This is a genomic window from Chitinophaga sp. Hz27, assembly GCF_042263525.1.
Classification (GTDB): domain Bacteria; phylum Bacteroidota; class Bacteroidia; order Chitinophagales; family Chitinophagaceae; genus Chitinophaga.
Genome location: NZ_JBHKFJ010000006.1, coordinates 411,872 through 431,913, shown reverse-complemented (window position 1 = coordinate 431,913; position 20,042 = coordinate 411,872). Strand labels below are relative to the sequence as shown.

The 20,042-nt window shown below is 47.3% G+C and carries 2 protein-coding genes; both read right to left on the bottom strand.

All coding sequences use genetic code 11. The features are described 5' to 3' along the window. Window positions 1-14: 14 nt before the first annotated feature. Window positions 15-11,600, bottom strand: coding sequence for an amino acid adenylation domain-containing protein (locus ACE38W_RS16580; protein ID WP_375832367.1), 11,586 nt, complete (start codon window positions 11,598-11,600; stop codon window positions 15-17). Between the two features lie 28 nt (window positions 11,601-11,628). Further along, complete coding sequence (locus ACE38W_RS16575; RefSeq protein ID WP_375832366.1) at window positions 11,629-19,995, bottom strand: amino acid adenylation domain-containing protein; 8,367 nt, start codon at window positions 19,993-19,995, stop codon at window positions 11,629-11,631. Between the last annotated feature and the right edge of the window lie 47 nt (window positions 19,996-20,042).

The following is a 20,042-nucleotide window of genomic DNA, read 5'->3' as shown; positions in this document are numbered from 1 at the left end:
GTTTTTAGGATAGTTTAATTAGATAAGGATTTTCTTTTTCGTTTGCCTATGCCGGTATTAGCAAAAGCCTCTTTCAGGTGCGCAGCGGTTGTCAGCCGGATGCCGGTAACAGATCCTTCGGGATCTTTCAAAATCTGTTGCAGTACTACCTGGAAATGATGACTGATAATGGCGATATCTGTAGGCTCGAGGAAGCTGCTGTTGTAATTAAAGCGGACAACCAGCTCGTCGGCCACTCCCACAAATAAGGACAGCAGATAATTATTGTGTTCATGCATGCCAATATTATCCAGCTGCAACCTCCGTTCTTCGTTATCCGCCTGCTCTCCCAGCGGATAGTTTTCGAAGAAAACCACACTATCAAACAGGTCTTTGGTACCAGTAATCTGATGCAGCATTTCCTGACTGATATACGGCTGGCTGGCCGCAAGACTATGTCCATCCTGCAGCGCCTGCAGCCACGTCACCAACGGTACCGCGGGAGAAATGGTCGCTACCAGTGGAATAATGTTGATATATGGCCCTACCCTGCGTTCCACCTGTTCTATTTCAGCCGGGCGCGTAGTAAGCGTTACACCATAAACAATATTTCTGTTGCGGGTATACTTATATAACAGGCATGCCCACACGCCCTGAATCAAAGTATTCATGGTGATACGGTGCTGTTGGCAAAACTGTGTCATGGCGGTTGTCAGTTCCTCGTCCAGCAGCAATCTTTCATCTTTGAAGATGCCCGCCCTGTGGTTTCTGTCAGTGCTTGTACCTGCAAAAGGCAGCCATACAGGCGCTTTCAGCGCTTTCAGATGCTGTTGCCAGAAGGACGCCGTTGCGTGCTGGTCCTGTTCCGCTATAAACCGGATATAATCGCTGTAGTTATCAGCGGCGCCTTTCAACAGCTGCTTACCTGCCAACAACTGCTCACATGCTTTCAGCCATTCGTCTACTACTGTAGCCATCGACCAACCATCCAGTATAATGTGATGCAGCGTCCATACCATTTTCAACCTGCCGCCAGGCAGATGGATATAGGTAACACGCATCAACGGAGGTTGCGATAAATTGAAATCAGTGCCCTTATCCTGCTCCAGGAAACGTTCCAAGGCCTCTTCTGCCTTGGTGGGTTCCTGCTCCTCAAAATGAAGTGTGGCAAATGGCATTGCCACCATCTGATGAACACCTTGCACCGGGTGATTCAGTCGTTCGTGGTAAACTGCTGTGCGAAGAATACTGTGACTGGCAATGACATGTGCCCATGCCTGCTGCAGCAAGGTTTCATCTGCACCTGTTACATCGCAATGTACTTGTACCAACCAGGTGCCGTTGTGCGGCACACGGATGCTGGCATCCAGCATTTGCTGCTGGATGGAACCTAACTTGTATAGTTCCGTAGGCTGATGGGCATTTAATAGCTGGTCCAGCTGTGGAATAGTCACCTGTCCTGTAAGTCCGAAATCTGCCGGGGAAGCCACTGGTTGTGGCAATGCCAGCGCCGCATCCGTAAGCTCCTGCAACAGCAGGATATTACGTGCTGCCAGTATTTCGATTGTAGATAAATGATATTGCGCCGGATTGTAAGTCCAGGAAATAAATAGTTGGCCCTCAGCTGCAGATACGGTGATTTCCAGCTTTGCGCTGAAAGCGTTGCTGCCGCCGACAGGATCTCCAGTTCCTTCTTCTGCAATACTGAGATTACCGGAGGTACGAGTTATATTATCAAGCTGACCGAGATAGTTGAAGATTATGTCTGTAGCAGGAAGGCGGAGGCTCTCTCTGACAGCGGCATTTGGGTGGAGGTAGCGAAGCGCTCCATACCCCATACCTTTTGCTGGCAATGCCCGCAACTGCTCTTTCACATGCCTGATAAGATCGGCAGCTGCTACACCTTGACCAGTCTCCAACAGCAGCGGATACATGTTCGTAAACCAACCAACTGTTTGGGTTGTATCTAGTTCCGGAGAAATGGCTTCACGGCCATGGCCTTCCAGGGTAATCAGCACTCTACTGCTACCGCTCCACTCACTGATAGTGCGTGCCAGTGCGGCTAACAACCAATCGTTGATACCTGTATTATACACTTGCTGTGCTTTACCGAGCAAATTACGTGTAGCCGTCACCGGTAGTTTTACTGTATGAGTATGCAGCTGACTACGTGTGGCCATTGGTGCTTTATTGTCCACCATCAGCGGCGTATAGGCTTCAACGATATGTTTCCAGTAAGGCAACTCACTCAGTGTAGCAGGTGAAACTGCATATTTACAAAGAGCATCCTGCCATTGACGATAAGAGGATGTTTTAGTGAGCTGTTGAACAGGATAGCCATTGGTAGCTGCATCCAGGAATGCGGCGAGGTCCTCCAGGATGATCCTCCAGGAAACGCCGTCCACCACGAGGTGGTGTATGACTATAAAGAGGCGATTGCTGGCTTCTGTAAGCGGCGTTTCAATGAGTACGCATTGCAGCAGGATACCCGCTTCCACATTCAACAGTGTCTGGTAACGCTCACAGATGGCTGTTATTTCAGCCTCGCTGGAGGCCATAGCACCTGTCATGGTAGGAACAGCGGCGCCATACGTTTGCGTCCAGCGGCCCTTGAGCCGTTGATAGCGTGCACGCAAAATATCATGGCGATCCACCAATGCCGCCAGCACGTTATTCAATATTGTTTTATCAAGGGATTTATCGATATGCAGGAGAACAGACTGGTTGAAATGATTCGGCGCCGCAAATTGCTGTTCAAAGAACCATTGCTGTACTGGCAGCAGGCCTGTGGCTCCTGTCAGTTTTCCCTGCTCAGCTACTACTTCCTGTGTGGCCGCTACTGCAGTGGCTAAGGCAGCAATATGCTGGTGTCTGAAGATATCACGCGGATGCAGCACATATCCTGCACGACGAGCCCTGCTTACCAGTTGTATGGAGATAATGGAATCTCCTCCCAGTTCAAAAAAGTTATCGTATATGCCTACCTGTGATACTTGTAATAATTCTTCCCAGATACGAACCAGCGCTTTTTCAGTTTCATTGCGGGGGGCAGTATAGGTAGTTGTATCTGCCACTGCATCTTCTGCTGCCGGCAGTGCATTTTTATCTATTTTCCCACTGGCAGTAACTGGTAATTTGTCCATTTCTACCAGCGATGGGATCATGTATTCCGGCAGCCTGCCACGCAGAAAGTCGGTAATGGCGTCGCGATCAAATTCACCTGCCGGCACCACATATGCCACCAGGCGAAGCTTGTTGCGATTGTTATTGCGGGCCAACACAACAGCCTGTGTCACCTGCTTACATTCCTGCAACACATTGTTGATCTCTCCCAACTCAATACGATATCCTCGTATCTTCACCTGGTCATCTATCCTACCAAGAAACTCTATGTCGCCGGTTGGTAACCAACGACCAAGATCACCTGTACGATAGCATCGGCCACCATCATTTACAAATATGTCGGCAATAAATTTCTCACGGGTAAGTTCAGGGCGATTCAGGTAACCACGCGCTACGCTGTCTCCACTTACACATATTTCACCAGCCACACGTGGCGGGCAGATATTATTGTATTTATCCAATACATACACCCGCACATTTGCTATCGGCGCGCCAATCACAACGGCGGCAGGTAATATCGGATTAGCCGTGAGCGTGGTAATAACTGTATTCTCCGTAGGGCCGTAAGCGTTAAATACGCGGATTCCTTTCTGACCGAAATATTTTGCATCTTCGGGATGCAAGGCTTCTCCACCTGAAATGATCGTATGTATGGTGCCTGTTTTTTCCCTGATAGCATGCTGATATGATGGTGGTAACAATACAATTTCCACCTGGTGGCGATTGATCATACTACCAAATCCTTCCGCTACCAGCAGCTCATCCTGTTTGGGCAATACCAGGCAACCTCCGCTAAGTAAGGCCGTAAATATCTCATAGCAGGAAGCATCGAAACCAAAAGAGGAAAACTGCAGGAATCGTTGTGCAGGCTTTAAGTCCAGTGCAGGAATCAAACCTTTCACCAGGTTTACCACACCACGATGTTCTACCAATACTCCCTTAGGACGACCGGTACTTCCTGAAGTATAAATAACATAAGCAAGTTTACCGGCATGATGGTTTACAGCTGCCGGTATAGCAGCCGGTAGGTCATGCAACGTGTCCAGTTGCACCAGCTGCAGATCTACCTGCAAGTCCGTCACCGCAGTACAGCTACTGCTGGTCAGCAGGATTGCTGCGCCGCTGTCTTCCAGCGTATATAAAATTCTTTCACGGGGATATGCCGGATCAATAGGCAGATAGGCTGCACCAGCTTTCAGCACCGCTATAATACCTGTGACCATGTCGATCGAACGTTCCAGGCACATAGGCACCAGGCTTTGCGCTGAGACACCTAGCTGCTGCAGGTAATGCGCCAGCGTATCCGAACGTTGGTCCAGCTGTGCATAAGTAATACTTTCCTCATCTGTTACCAGCGCGGTCAAATCCGGATGCAAGGCCACCTGGTGGGCAAACATCTCCAGTATATTATCTGTTTCTGCTATTGCGAAAGCAGGTGTACTATTGTTATATTGTTGTAATACTTCTTCCAGTTCATCTGCCTGTAACATTGGAAGAGCACCGATTTGCAGCGCCGGGTTATCGGCAATTACCTGCAGCAATTGCTGGAAATGACGTATCAATTGCGTGATAGTATCTGGTGTAAACAGATCGGTGCAGTATACCACTCCTCCTTGTATACCGTCAGCCGTTTCTTCCAGGGAAACGCTGATATCTACCTTAGCGGTTGTCTGGTCTAAATCTTCTGCTGTCAGTTGCAGATCTCCCAGGGTGCTGTTATGTGCCGCGGGAGTGTTATTCAAGGCAAACATTGCCTGAAACAATGGTGTTCTGGACAACTCACGCGCGCCACCTGCGATATCCACTACTTTTTCAAACGGCAGTTCCTGGTGTTCATATGCACTCAATGTGGTAGTCTTCACCTGTTGCAATAAATCGGTAAATACCGGATTACTACTCAGGTCACTGCGAAGCGCCAGGGTATTAACAAAGAAGCCAATCAGCTCTTCTGCTTCCTGCCTGGTCCTACCGGCGATAGGCGCACCAACACAGATATCATCCTGGCCAGTATAGCGATGCAGCAATACTTTAAAAGCTGTCAGTAAAGTCATGAACAGCGTTGCATCTTGCTGGAGACTTAGCTGCTTCAGTTGTTGTGTCACTGTTTCGTTGATCCGGAATGCATAATATGCGCCACGAGTGCTTTGCACAGCAGGTCTCGGAAAATCAGTAAGTAGCTGAAGTGGTGCTACCTCCTCCAGTTGTTTCTTCCAATAGTCGGCCTGTAAAGCAAGTCTGTCGCTCGTAAAGTAGTGACGCTGCCATCTGGCGAAATCGCTGTACTGAATATTCAGTGTAGGTAAATCTGGTGTAACACCAGTACTGTAAGCATTGTACAACGCTGACAATTCACGGATAGTGATACCCATAGACCAGCCATCAGTAGCAATATGGTGCATCAATATCAGCAATGCGTGTTCTTCTGCTGCTATTTCCAGCAACCAGGCTTTGAGCATGAAGTCCTGCGACAGATCAAATGGCTTTGCTATCAGCTCCTCTACCGCAGCATGTAGCTTGGCTTTGTTGCCATATGCGGTGTTGCTGATAATGCCGAGGCTCCAATCCTCGCTGTTGAGGGGCACCTGATAAGCTTTCCCATCTTCTTCACGGATAATTGTTCTCAGCACTGCATGACGTTGCAGTAATGTGCGTATAGCCAGTTCCAGCGCTGTTGTGTTTAGTGAGCCTTTGATGCGCAGCAATACTGGCATATGATATTGTACGCTGCCTTCCAGCTGGTCAATAAACCAGAGGCGTTCCTGTGCAAACGATAGCGGTACTTTTTCGGCACCGCTATATTTCGAGATAGCAGGCAATGACTGTGGTGCCGCCTTGAGTACAGGCGCCAGTTCAGCAATCGTTTGATAGGTGAAAATATCCTTGGGTGATGCTTGTAGCTGCATTTCTTCCCTGATAGCAGATATCAGCCGTGTAGCCAATAATGAATGGCCACCCAGTGCAAAGAAATTATCGTTTATACCTACAGGTGAAATATCCAGTAATCGTTCCCAGATAGTAGCCAGCAGCGCTTCTGTTTCATTCTTTGGCGCCATATACCCGGCTGTTTCCAATTGTGGTTCCGGCAAAGCTTTTCTATCCGTTTTACCATTGGCGTTGAGTGGCATAACATCCAGCGCAATCAGCGATGCAGGCACCATATAAGCTGGCAGTACTTTAGTCAGGAAAGATCTAAGGTCATGACGTGTATCCGTCTCCGTTAAAGTATAGTATCCTGCAAGTATCTTTTCGTTGTTGGATTTTCTGTGTACTACGACCACGGCTTCTTTAACACCAGGACAGGTTTGCATCACCGCTGCTATTTCATCAGGCTCCACGCGGTAACCACGGATCTTCACCTGGTCGTCTATACGCCCGAGGAACATGATACGGCCATCTTCTCCCCAGGCCACCAGATCTCCCGTTTTATACATCCTTTCGCCCTCATGAAGTATAAACTGTTTCTCAGTACGGATAGTATCATTCACATAGCCACGGCCCAAACCTCCTCCTCCCAGCAACAATTCGCCTGGTATGCCTTTAGGAACTGCACGCAGTTGCCTGTCGGCGATTTTTACCAGATCGTTTACCATTGGATATCCGATGGCCGCATCTTCATCAATCTTGTTATCTACTCGAAACAAGGTGACATAAGTGGTATTCTCCGTAGGCCCGTAACAGTTATAAATTATCAGATCAGGACAATGCTCGTGTAATTTGCGCATATGCGGCATAGATATCGCCTCGCCACCAGTATATAAACGTTGCAGTCCTCCGAAGATGGCTGGTGTAATATCTATCAGTTGATTCAGCCAGGAGGTAGTGAAGAAAGCAATGTTTATAGCACGTGCGCCCAGTGCTTCCGCCAGCTGCTGTGGGTCTAGCAACTGTGGTAAAGGCAGCAGATGTACACTGCCACCATTCAGCAAAGGCGCCCATATTTCCACAGTAGCTGCGTCAAAGGAGAGTGAGCCCGTCTGCAAGTAAACATCCTCTGTTGACAAACGAAGGTCTGGTTGTCCCTTCACACGGTTGATAATATTGCCATGCTCAATCATCACTCCTTTTGGCTGTCCGGTAGAGCCAGAGGTAAACATGATATACGCCAGTGAGTGCGCATCAACAGCCGCCGGTTCTTGATTGGCCACTGTATGTTCCCAAGATATGTCTGATGTATAAATTACATTTGCCTTATCCTTCAGTTGCGCTAATATCTCTTCGTTGTCTGTAACAACAGCTGCTACCTGCGTTAACTCCAGCAATTGCAACATCCTGTCCACCGGCAGATGTGTTTCCACTGGCAAATATGCCCCTCCTGCCTTCAATACGGCCAACATGGCTACAACATATTCCGCACTTCGATTCATTGCCACCATCACCACCTGTTGTGGTTGCAGTCCACTTTGTTGTTGTAAGAGACCCGCCAGTTTTCCAGCCTTTATATTAAGCTCCTGGTACGTATAGCTGTTGTGCGCATCTGCTACGGCAATTGCCAACGGTGCGTCTGCCACCTGCTTTTCAAATTCACCATGAACAGTAAGCGCAGGATGAATTGGTGCATAAATACCGGTAAAACCATCAATTTCCTCCAATTCCAGCGCGGACATATATGGCACCTCGTCAATCTGTAATCCAGGGTTTGTTGCCACTGCTGTAATAAAATTACCCAGATGCCCCAGCATACGCTCCATCCGTGCTGCTGCAAACAGATCACTGTAGTATTCTATCCCCACCGTCAAACCATCTGGGCCTTCTTCAAAATCAATTGTCAGATCGAACTTACTCACCGGTTTCTGATTGCTGAATGGAACAGCATGGAGTCCACTCTGCTCCAGCAATGCATCACGTGTCACTGTATTGTTCTGCATCACCACCATTACATTAAATAATGGCGGCCTGCTCATATCACGATCCAATTGCAGATCATCGATCAGCTGATCAAAAGGATATGATTGATGCTGGTAAGCTTCTAGCAGACTATCTTTCACAGTACCGCGAACAAATTGATCGAAAGATTCTCCTTGTTTTATGCCTGTACGAATAGCAATTGTATTGACATAAAAGCCAATCTGATCAGCAAGGCTTGCATGTTCTCTGCCGGCTACAGGTGTACCAACAACCAGGTCTTCCTGCCCGGTATAGCGATACAGAATGGATTTCACTGCTGCCATCAATACCATGTACAAGCTCAGGTTATTCGATGTTGCATATTGCTGTAACCTACTTTGAACAGCCGCTGGTAATTTTCTGGTAAGATATTCTCCCCGGAAAGTCATTATTCTGGGGCGATTAAAATCAGCAGGAAGTTCCAGTACAGGCCTGTCATCTCCCAACTTGTTCAACCAATATGCCCGATGTACGTTGGCGGCATCGCTTGCCAGTAGCGCGTTTTGCCATGCGGCAAAATCTTTGTACTGAATCGCAAGTGGTGCAAGACTTTCCGATGCATTGTTCGTATAGGCGTGGTAAAGTTTCAGGATCTCTGAAAAAAACACACCGGTAGACCATCCATCTGATATAATATGATGTAAGGTGAAGAGGAACATGAAGCGTTCATCTTCCAGCTGTAACAGCACTGCTTTTACCAGCGGCCCATGTGCCAGATCAAATACGGTTTCAGCTTCTCTTGCAGCCATCAGTTCTGCTTCACGATGCTTATCCGGATGATTTCTCAGATCGCGGAATATTGGGGTAAAGCCATATCCTGATGGCGCCAGTACCTGCTGACGAGGCATTCCATCGCGCACTACAAACACAGTGCGCAGTATTTCGTGGCGTTCTACTAACGTTGTAAGCGCTTTATTAAAAGCCTCCACATTGATGTTCCCTTCCAGAAAAGTACCATGCGGAATGTTATATGCAGTAGGTTCCGTATCCATTCCCGCGATCAGCCACATACGTTTTTGTGCGTGTGATACTTCATAATCTTCCTGAAGTGGCACCGGGGTTATATCCGTAAATGTATGTTCTGTAGCAGATTCCATCAATTTCGCCTGCTCCTCAATGGTTGGATGCAAGAAAATTTCTTTCAGCGGCAGTGATACCTTTAGTTGTTTATGTATCAACGCAATCAGCTGCGTAGCCTTGAGTGAGTGCCCTCCAATTTCAAAGAAATTATCTGTTACACCGATACCTGAAATATCCAGCAACTGCTCCCAGATCTCTTTCAACTGTGTTTCAGCAAGTGTGCGCGGCGCTACAGCATTACCGCTAAACTGCACCCTGTATTCACCTGCATCTGGTAATGAGCGTTTGTCTATTTTTCCATTGGGCGTAAGTGGCAGGCGCTGTAACGGGATATAATACACCGGAATCATGTAGTCAGGCAAACGGCCTTTCATGAATTCCTGCAAACCGGGAATATCAGGTGTTTCTACATCCGTCACGAAATAAGCAGCCAGTTGGTCCTGTCCGTCCTTGCTATACACGAGTACCACAGCATCTCTTACTTCATGATGATCTTTCAGCGTTTCTGCTACTTCATCCAATTCTACACGGAAACCACGGATTTTCACCTGATTGTCGATACGTCCGAAGAATTCCAATTTTCCTGAAGGCAACCAGCGGCCATGATCTCCGGTACGGTAAAGTTTTTCTCCGGGCCGGAATGGATTATCTATGAATTTTTTCGTGGTCAGTTCTTCTCTATTGTGGTAACCTTTACCTACCCCTACTCCTCCAATGGCAATTTCACCAGGCACACCTATGGGCAAAAGTTCATTACGGCTATTAAGCACGTAGACCTGCTGATTATCGAAAGGCCGTCCCAGCACAGGCTGGCGGGCGAAGTCATTGATAGTATCTTTGGTAACCCACCAGGCAACGGAACCGATAGTAGCTTCCGTAGCGCCATAGTGGTTTCCTAATTCTACATGAGGGTAACGTTCAAAATATTTACGCAGGTTCTTTACGTTGATAGTTTCACCTCCCTGCTTCAGTATACGTATAGAGCGGCAAACATCGGGATCTTCGTCAAATGTAGCACTGTTCACCAGCACGCCAAATGTGGAAGGCACCATTTTCAGGAAAGTAACCTGTTCCTGTTTTATATAGCGTAAAGTTTTATCGGGATCAAAAAATGAATCATTCGGCACATGCAACGTTGCACCTGAAGTGAGTGTAGCCCAGATATAACTATAGCATCCGTCGAAACTATAGGAATTGATGAGCATAGTACTGTCTGCCGGTGTGATGGCAAAACGTTTTCTGTACCAGCTTACATGATTAGCCAGTCCCAGATGATGCACCATAGCACCTTTAGGTTTTCCGGTAGTACCAGAGGTGTAAATCATATAGGCCAACTCGTGCGGATCTCTTGCCAACACAGGGTTATCAGCCGCTCTTGCCGGGATATCTTCCATAGCCAGATAACCGAGAGCAGCGGCATCCGGTGTTTCTTCCACAAGCGACTTTTCTGTCAGAACAATTTTACTACCACTGTCTTCCAGAAAAAAACGCACCCTGTCCTGCGGAGAACTCAGGTCGATAGGAATATACACTCCTCCGGCTTTCAGGATTGCGATAATTCCGATAATAATTTTCTCTGAACGATTCACCATCAGCGATACTTTATCCTGATGTTGAAGACCACGATCATGTTTCAGAAACCAGGCCACTTCATTGGCTCTCTCATTTAACTGATGGTAAGTTAGTACCACATCGCCACTCTTCACTGCAATAGCATCAGGAGTTAGCAGCGCTTGTTGTTCGAATTGTTCAATTACTGGCTGCTCTTTAAATGAACATGCTGTATCATTGAACCAGCCAAACAAACGTTCATGATCTTCCTCAGAAATAAAGTTAATAGCAGATATAATCACATTCAGATCAGCCGTGATAATTTCAAGTGTCCGTTGAAAATGATGGGCCAACAACTGCACGTAATCTGTATCATAAATGGCAGCATTGTAGTCGATCTGCAGAGATAACCGTCTCTCTTCTCTGAACAATCTGAAGAACAGTGGCACTTTAAACAGATCATCATGCATTACTGTCAGCGGCTCATAGGAAAACCCCACGGAAAAGGCCTGCTCATGTAAGTCTTGCTGCTCCTGTAGTATCGCAGATAACTCAGCATAGTTATAATCCTGGCGGTTGATGTTTCTTTCAAGTTCTTCATGTACCTGTTTCAACAGCTCTTTCACCGTCATTTCTTCTCCAAATGGTACTGCAAAAAACAATGGCAAAGGCTGGCTTACCGGCACCACGGCATCCAGTTGTACTGTGCTGGTAGTAAGCAGCAGGTCTGGGCGTTGACTGTATTTTCCTAACAGGATATACAATGCAGCCATTGTTAGTTTATAGATATTAATATCTTTTTCGCGGGAGATGTTTATCACCGCTTCTGCGACTGCCACCGGCAGGTTATGTTGAAACTGAAGTCTTTCTGGTACAATATCTTCTACTGGGAGTATACTGAAAAATCCAGCACCTCCTGCTTGTTTTATTTTGTCGGTCCAGTAGCTGGTTACCGTAAATTCCTGCAATGAAAACTTACTCATATCTTGAGATTAAATGTTGGGTTAAGGGTCAGCTAAAATCATCATCCAGCGTAATGGCTTCCTGTAGAGGAGCTGCTGTGGCAGTTTTTAGCGGCACATTAGGGTTGGCTAACACTTGCGCCACCAGGCTAATAAACAATTGTTGCAGCTGTTGAGCGGTGGACTCACGGAACAACGTGTTATTATATATCAGTTCAATCTGTATTCCATCCTGGTTATCGGTATTGAAATAAAAACTTAGATCGTACTTATTGGAACCTTCTCCAGGGGCGGCAGTGAGTTCAGCAAAGTTGGTTGCTGCCGGCGCTTCTACATTAAAGCCGTCGGTAAATGCCAACATCACGTCGAAGAGCGGGTTCCTTCCCAGATCTCTTTTCTGTTTAAGTTTGTCTACCAGCAGATCAAATGGATAGTGTTGATGTTCATATGCTTCCAGCGTAGTAGCTTTTACCTTTTCCAGTGCGGAGAAGAAGCTATCTTGCTCCTGCAGCTGTGTGCGCAGCACTATCACGTTTACATAGAATCCCATCTGCTGCTGTAAATCAGGGTGATCGCGGCCTGCAGAAGTAGTTCCAATAGCAACATCATTCGACTTCGTATACTGCCGTAGCCATAGCGCTACCAATGTTTCACAGATCATGAACATACTCACTTCCTGTTCCTTTGTCCAGTTACGGAAGGTATTGAGGGCAGCATTATCCAGTGCAAAATGCAGGCTATTACTGCTGTAGGCGCGGGTTCGCGGACGTTGAAAATCCAGCGGAAGTTCTGGCCGCAATTCTTGCTGCAGTTTGTTCAGCCAGTATAGTTCATCTGTTGCAGATGATTGCTGTAACCTGCGTTGATGCCAGGCTGCATAGTCTTTATATTGTATACGCAAATCCGGCAAGGCAGTTTTAGCTTCATTTATCAGTTGTGTATACTGGGTCAAGATCTCTGTATAAAATAATTGCACTGACCATCCGTCGCTGATGATATGGTGCATATTCACCACCAGTACATGTTCAGCTGTGGAAGACACTACCTGCATCCGGATCAGCGGCCATTGATCCAGTTGGAATACATGCAGCTCTTCTTCTTTCAACAGGTTAATGCCGTGCTCCCGTACTGCTCCTGACACAGAGGTTACCGGTACGGAAACCTTGCAGTTGTCGACATCTATAATACGTTGCCAAGGCAATCCGTCCTGCTCCACAAATACGGTGCGCAATATTTCATGGCGCACCACAGTAAGCTGAAATGCCTGTTGCAATGCAATGAGGTCCAGGTCACCGGATATTACAAATGCTGCGGTAATATTAAATGCATGTTTCTCTGTTTCCAGTTTATCCAAAATCCATAAGCGTTGCTGTGCACGGGATGATTCATATAGCGATGCTACAGGTACTTGCGGAATCATGTTTACAGCAGATTTTTCTGTTGTGGCAATGATTGCCGCCAGTGACCGGATTTCTGGGTTACGGAAAAATACGACCAGGCTAATACTTACGCCCATCCTAGTTTCTATCAGAGATATAATCCTGTAGGCCATGAGGGAGCTACCACCTACTTCGAAGAAGTTATCCTGCATACCGAAGCCTGTTCTTCCTAGCACTTCTTCCCAAAGACCTAGCACTGCTGTTTCTGTTGTTGTTGCCGGTGCTTCATTTCCTGCTGCTTGTTGGTCCAGCAGCAGATCAATGTCTGGCAAGGCCTGTCGATCGATCTTCCCGTTTCGGTTCAGCGGCAATTGTGCAATATGAATGAAGAGAGATGGCACCATATAATCTGGCAGCTGCGCCTTCAATGCGCTCTTTAGCATTGCGGGTTGTAAAGCCTGATCTGCCGTATAGAAGCATATCAGCATCTTGTTTCCTTGCGCATTTTTTTCCGCGGAAACATAGGCATCACGAACCGCCGGGATATCTTTTATGGCGTGCGCAATTTCACCGGGTTCCACACGATAGCCGCGGATTTTCACCTGATCATCTACACGACCAAGAAATGCTACTGTTCCGTTTTCCAGCCACCTGCCAATATCTCCTGAACGATATACCAGCTCTCCTTCCTCAAACGGATGGATAATAAATTGTTGTGCGGTACGCTGCGGATCACCTATATACCCCGTACTCAATCCTTCACCACCCAACAGTATTTCACCCGGGATGCCTACTGGCACCGGCTGTAGCTGGCTATCGACGATATAAACGGTACTGTGCGTAATGGGCCTTCCTAATGGCACCGCGGCTTCTGGAAACTTCGGTACCGGGCCACAAATAGAGAAAGTAGTATTTTCCGTAGGGCCGTAGCCGTTAATGATAATTGTATCCGGGCAAGCTTCCTGCACTTTTCGTATATGCGATGGAGATAGTGCCTCTCCACCTGCCAGCAGCCTGCTTAACGGGCTAAAAAGCGATGGGTCCTGATCTGCCAGCTGGTTAAACCAGGAAGCAGTAAACCACATAGTAGTTATTTCCTTTTCACGGATAGCCGCTGCCAGCTGCCTCGTATCCAGGAGATGCATAAGGTCCAGCAGGTGTACCTGCCCGCCATTCAGCAATGCGCCCCATATTTCGAACGTTGCCGCATCAAAGGATAATGATCCTGTTTGCAGGATACGGTCTTTTTCGGTCAACTGTATATAATTCGTATTCCTTATTAATCTGATAATACTTTTATGCGTCACCATTACTCCTTTAGGAGTTCCGGTAGAACCGGAGGTAAACATCACGTATGCCAGAGAATCTCCGCTGATACTGGTTTCATGAAGATTATCCTGTGGAAATAATGCCAGTGTAGCCTCCGTTGGGGCTATTACAGGAATGCCTGCATCCAGTTCATCCACCAAGGTAGTATCATCCGTAAGTACCAGTATTGCATCAGTTTGCCCGAGCAGCGTACGTATACGATCCTTTGGTGTACTATGTTCCAGTGGCAGATAGGCGGCGCCGGTTTTCAGCGTTGCCAACATTGCCGTGATAAAATCAGCGGTCCGCGACATCACTATACCAATGATGTTATTCTCTCCGGCATAGTAATGGTGGCGGAGATAATGCGCCAGCCGGTTGGCGCGTGCATTCAGTTCCCGATAAGTATAGGCAGTGATTTCATCAGCTACTGCCAGCGAATCCGGATACTGCTGCACGATCTCTTCAAACAAGCGGACCACATTTAGCTGTTTTGGCAACTTATCTGCCTTACCTGCGAATACCTGTAACAACAGTTCTTTTTCTTCTTCATCTATGTAAGTCAACTGCACAACCGGTGTTTGCAGGTTTTTTGCCACGGCAGCCAGAAGGTTACAGAAATGCTGCGCCATTCGGGTGATACGTGCTTCACTGAAAATGCCGCTATTATATTCCAACATTATTTCCAGTGCCGAACCAGATTCCCACATTTCAACTGTCAGATCAAATTTATTTCCTTGAGAACCCAGTGGAAAATCATCTACTTCAAAACTAAGCGCATCTTTCCGCAAAAGGCCATCACTCTCCATATTCTGAAGCACAAACATCACGTCAAATAGCGGCGAATGGCCGGTTTCACGCGGGATTGCCAGTTCCTCTACCAGTTGATCAAACGGAAACTGCTGGTGTTCATAAGCACCGAGCGTTGATGTTTTCACGGCCTGCAGCAGATCTGCAAATGGCTGCGCTCCGGAGAATCTGGTACGAAGAGCAAGTGTATTTACATAAAAGCCCACCTGATTATCCAAGTCAGTATGACTACGGCCTGCAGCCGGTGAACCTATCACCAGGTCATCTTGACCGGTATAGCGATATAAAAGGGCCTTGAACCCTGCCAGTAATAGCATAAAAAGGCTCACTCCCTGTTGGTTGGCAATTGATTTGAGTGCGGTGAGTAAAGCAGCATCCACACGTGCAAGCACCAGTTTCCCATTTTGTTCCGGCAATGCAGGGCGTGGATAATCCGTCGGCAATTCCAACACTGGGGCAGGTTCCCGGAATTGTTCTATCCAGTAGTTGCGGTGTGCCTCATAACCTGGTTGCTGCGATTGCGCCAGATCCCACACAGCATAATCCTTATACTGTATGGTCAGTGCAGGCGGCATGGCTTTGTTATGGTCCAGCAATCCTTGATAAAACTGTAACAGATCATTCATGATGACGGCAGTAGACCATGCATCTGTTATGATATGATGTAATACAAAGAAGAAAACATATTCCTGTTCATCGGTTTGCCACAGGTAAGCATTATACAAAGGGCCGTCGGACAAATTGAACACTGTAGCAGATGCACCCGCTACCAATGCGGCTACTTGTGCATGTACGTCGTCTCTCCCACGCAAATCACTCACCTGCAACGCCAGACGGTCTCCATGCCGCAATATTTGCTGTCGTGGTTCACCGTTTTCAGTGATTAATATGGTGCGTAATATCTCATGCCTGGTGACTAGTAAATTGAAAGCTGCAGCCAGTGCCGCTACATCCACGTTGCCACGGAATGTAAAGGCCAGTGGCAAATTATAGTTAGATTGAGCGTCATCCATCTGATAAATGAGCCATAATCTCTTTTGTGCATGAGACAACGGATAAGTATCCAGTACAGGTGCTGTTGGTATAGCCGTAAACGTGGCCTCATCCTGGTTAATATGCCTTGCCAGTTCGCGGATAGTAGCATGCTGGAATACGGCCACTACTTTCAGGGATGCGCTGAAATGCTTGTTGATAGCCGCTACCATACGGATAGCAGAAAGAGAATGACCTCCCAGCTCAAAGAAATTATCGTAAACGCCTAAACGCTCTACCCCCAGCAGCTGTTGCCAGATTTTCACCAGCACTTCTTCGGTTTCGTTTGCAGGTGGCTCATAGGTAGCCACCGGACCTGCATCTGGCGCAGGCAAGGCATTACGATCCGTTTTTCCGTTGGAAGTAAGCGGGAAAAACGGCAGCGGAATAATGATCGCTGGTACCATGTACTCAGGCAGCCTGCCATCCAGGTAAGACAGCAACGCTACACGGCTGAAATTATCTTCCGTGGTAATGTATGCCACCAGGCGCTTTTCGCCACTACGGTCTGTATCGGCAATGACTACCGCCTGTTTCACCAAACCGCTCTGCTGAATAGCATTTTCAATTTCTCCCAGTTCAATACGAAAACCACGGATTTTCACCTGATTGTCTATACGCCCGAGATATTCAATATTTCCATCTGGCAGCCAACGTGCCTGATCTCCCGTTTTATAGAGCCGGCCCTGTTTACCACCATTGAAAGGATTAGGTATAAATCGTTCACTGGTGAGCTGATCGCGGTGAAGGTATCCACGCGCCAGTCCCGCCCCAGATACATATAATTCTCCTGGCACACCGATGGGCGACAGGTTCAAATTGCCATCGAGGATATATAATCCAAGTGTAGGAATAGGTTCTCCGATTACGCTCCTGCTGCTATTCATTTCAGCCTCGCCAATTTCCTGGTAGGTGACGTGAACAGTAGTTTCTGTGATGCCATACATGTTGATGATACGGCAGGCAGGAAACATCTCTGCCCAGGGTTTTACAGCTGCAGGATTCAGGGCTTCTCCTCCGAATATGACATAGCGGACATTCAGATCCGCCGGAGTACTACTCAACGATTCCTGTAATACATAAAAAGCAGATGGCGTCTGGTTCAGTACAGTTACTCCTTCTGCCAACAACAATGCAGCGAAAGCTACTGCATCACGGGCAGTGTCTTTCGGTACAATAACCACACGACCACCATAGAACAATGCGCCATACATCTCCCAGACAGAGAAATCAAAACAAAAAGAATGGAACATGGTCCATACGTCGTTGCTGTTGAAATCATATAAAGGAGCATCGGTCTCGAATAAACGAACTACATTTCGATGCTCTATCAGCACACCTTTCGGCTTCCCTGTAGAACCGGAGGTATATATAACATAGGCCAGGTGATGAGGGGCAGCTACCGGCGCAGGATTTCCAGCATCTTCCTGACTGATCTTATCCCAATGATCATCCAGCAGGATTAATTCTGCATGGCTGTTGGAAGCCAGTACGTGGGCGGTATTGGCTGCTGCCAGTACGATCGGCGCCGCTGTGTCTTCCAACATAAATGCAATACGTTCCTTTGGGTATGCAGGATCAACGGGTACATAAGCACCACCTGCTTTGAGAATACCCAGCAATGCGACAATCATCTCAGGGCCCCGCTCCAGGCAAACAGGCACTAACGAATCCGGCTCCACGCCTCTCAGTCGCAGGTAATGTGCCAACCGGTTGGCACGTTCATTCAGTACACGATAGCTCAGTTGCTGCGTACCGAATGTTACGGCAATATTTTCAGGGGTCTTTACAACCTGCGCTTCGATCAGGTCATTAATAGTTTTATGATAGGGATAACCTGCAGTCCTTTCGGCGGAGGCCTTCAGTAAAGTAGCTGCTTCTTTCTCTGAGAGCAATGGCAGCAGCGCGTTTTTTGCAGCAGGGTCCGCGATGATACCGCGAATGATCTGATGATAATGCGCCAGCATTCGCTGAATAGTAGCTGCAGTATATAAATTAGCGGCATAGCAGATACTGATAATGACTCCTTCGTCTTTTTCTGATATGTTCACCTGTAATTCAGTATCAGTAGTTACAGCAGTATCAGCAGGAGCAAAAGTTACGGCAAAGATTTCCGCAGCCGAAATACCTGTAGCATCGGCAATAGCAAAGAGTGATACATCCTGGTGTTCTGCAGCAGCGCGGCTATTTCGCTTAACCTCCTGCAGCAGCTGGCTGAATATAGGTACGGTATCCATCTGAATGTGCAGGGGAAGCAAATTGTTCTCCCGTGTAACCGGAATACCAGTGCTGATCGAGTTTTGCCCGGTATAACGAAACATCAGTACATTCCATGCAGCCAGCAAAGTATTATATAAGGTAGTATTTTCATCGAACGAAAGGATAGCCAGGGCATTGTATTCCGGCTGATCAATCCGCAGTGATTCAGTGTTCCAATCTGTTTGCGGTGCAGCCGTACGTGCAAAGTCAGTGGGTATTTGCAGCGGCTCTGTACCAGACAACTGTTTTTTCCAGTAAGCCAATTGAAATGCAGGCTGAGAGCGCACTTCCAACGGCACTTCTATAAATAAATCTCCAACCTGTACATCTTCATCCTGTATTACCTGTGTAATGATCTGCTCAAATTCATGCAGCATCGCACGGATATACGCGGTGGTATAACGTGTAGGGTTATACGACATAATCACTTCAAACTGCCCTCCCACCATCACGTTGATGTGGAAGTCATAGTTTGTTTCCTCAAACATCTTCACTTCCTGCACATCAAAGATATCACCGTTACTGCCGGATTGTTTGATGCTCTCTTCCAGCGGATAATTTTCTACGGCCACAATATGCTGGAGTAAATCACGTTTCAGCGCACTGCCAGATTGTATCTCTGCCAGCGGTGCATAATGATATGGTAATCCTTCCAGGCTTTCATTATGTACTGTACGTAGCAGGTCACTGAAGCGGGTATCCGGCTGAAAGCGGATTCGTAAGGGAATAGTATTGATAAATAGTCCAAGAATTTCGTTTACTCCTGGAATATCAGACGGGCGTCCGGATACAACATTACCATATACCACATCATTGGTGTTATTGAATTTTGCTACCAGCAGTCCCCAAACAGCCTGGAACAAGATATTCATGGTCACTTTCTCACGGCGGACAATGGCTTCCAGTTGCGCAGTAACGGTATCGCCTAATCGCAGTTTCTCTGTCAGTGTTTCACGGGGGCTATTCTCTGAAGCGGGGAACAATACCGGAGGAACTGCCGCTACTGACGTATAGCCGTGGAGGTAATCGCGCCAGTAATTGGCAGCCACTTGTTTATCCTGCTTTTCCAACCATTGGATATATAGGGAAAACGGTACCGGGGCTGCGAGTTTAACAGGTTGACCAGCCACCAGTGTATGATAGATGGTTACGAGTTCTTGCAGCAAAACGGGAATACACCATCCATCCAACAGGATGTGATGGTGACTCCACACAAATTCATAGCCGTTATCGGCCAGTTTTATTACGGTCAGGCGCATCAGCGGGTCCTTTACAAGATCGAACCCGCGTGCAATGTCCTGTTGTCTGAATTCGGCTATAAAGGCTGCTGCTTCGCCTTCGCTGAGATGGGAAATATCTGTAAGCAGAAAACCGATCCTCCGGTTTTTCAGCACTACCTGTATTGGCCTTTCGTTCTTCTCATATACAAAAGCAGTTCGCAGGATGTCGTGTCGGAGAGAAAGCATGTCAAGACTTTCCTCTAGCAGCGATACGTTCAACATACCAGATGTACGGTAGCATACCTGGTTAAAATAGGCATTGGTGCCGCCATACATGGCGTGAAACAACATACCTTCCTGCATTGCAGTCAGGGGATATATCTTCTGTATATTATTCTTATCATTCATTGGATAGATTTTATAGGGGCGACAAAATTGGGAGGCAGCAGCCCTGG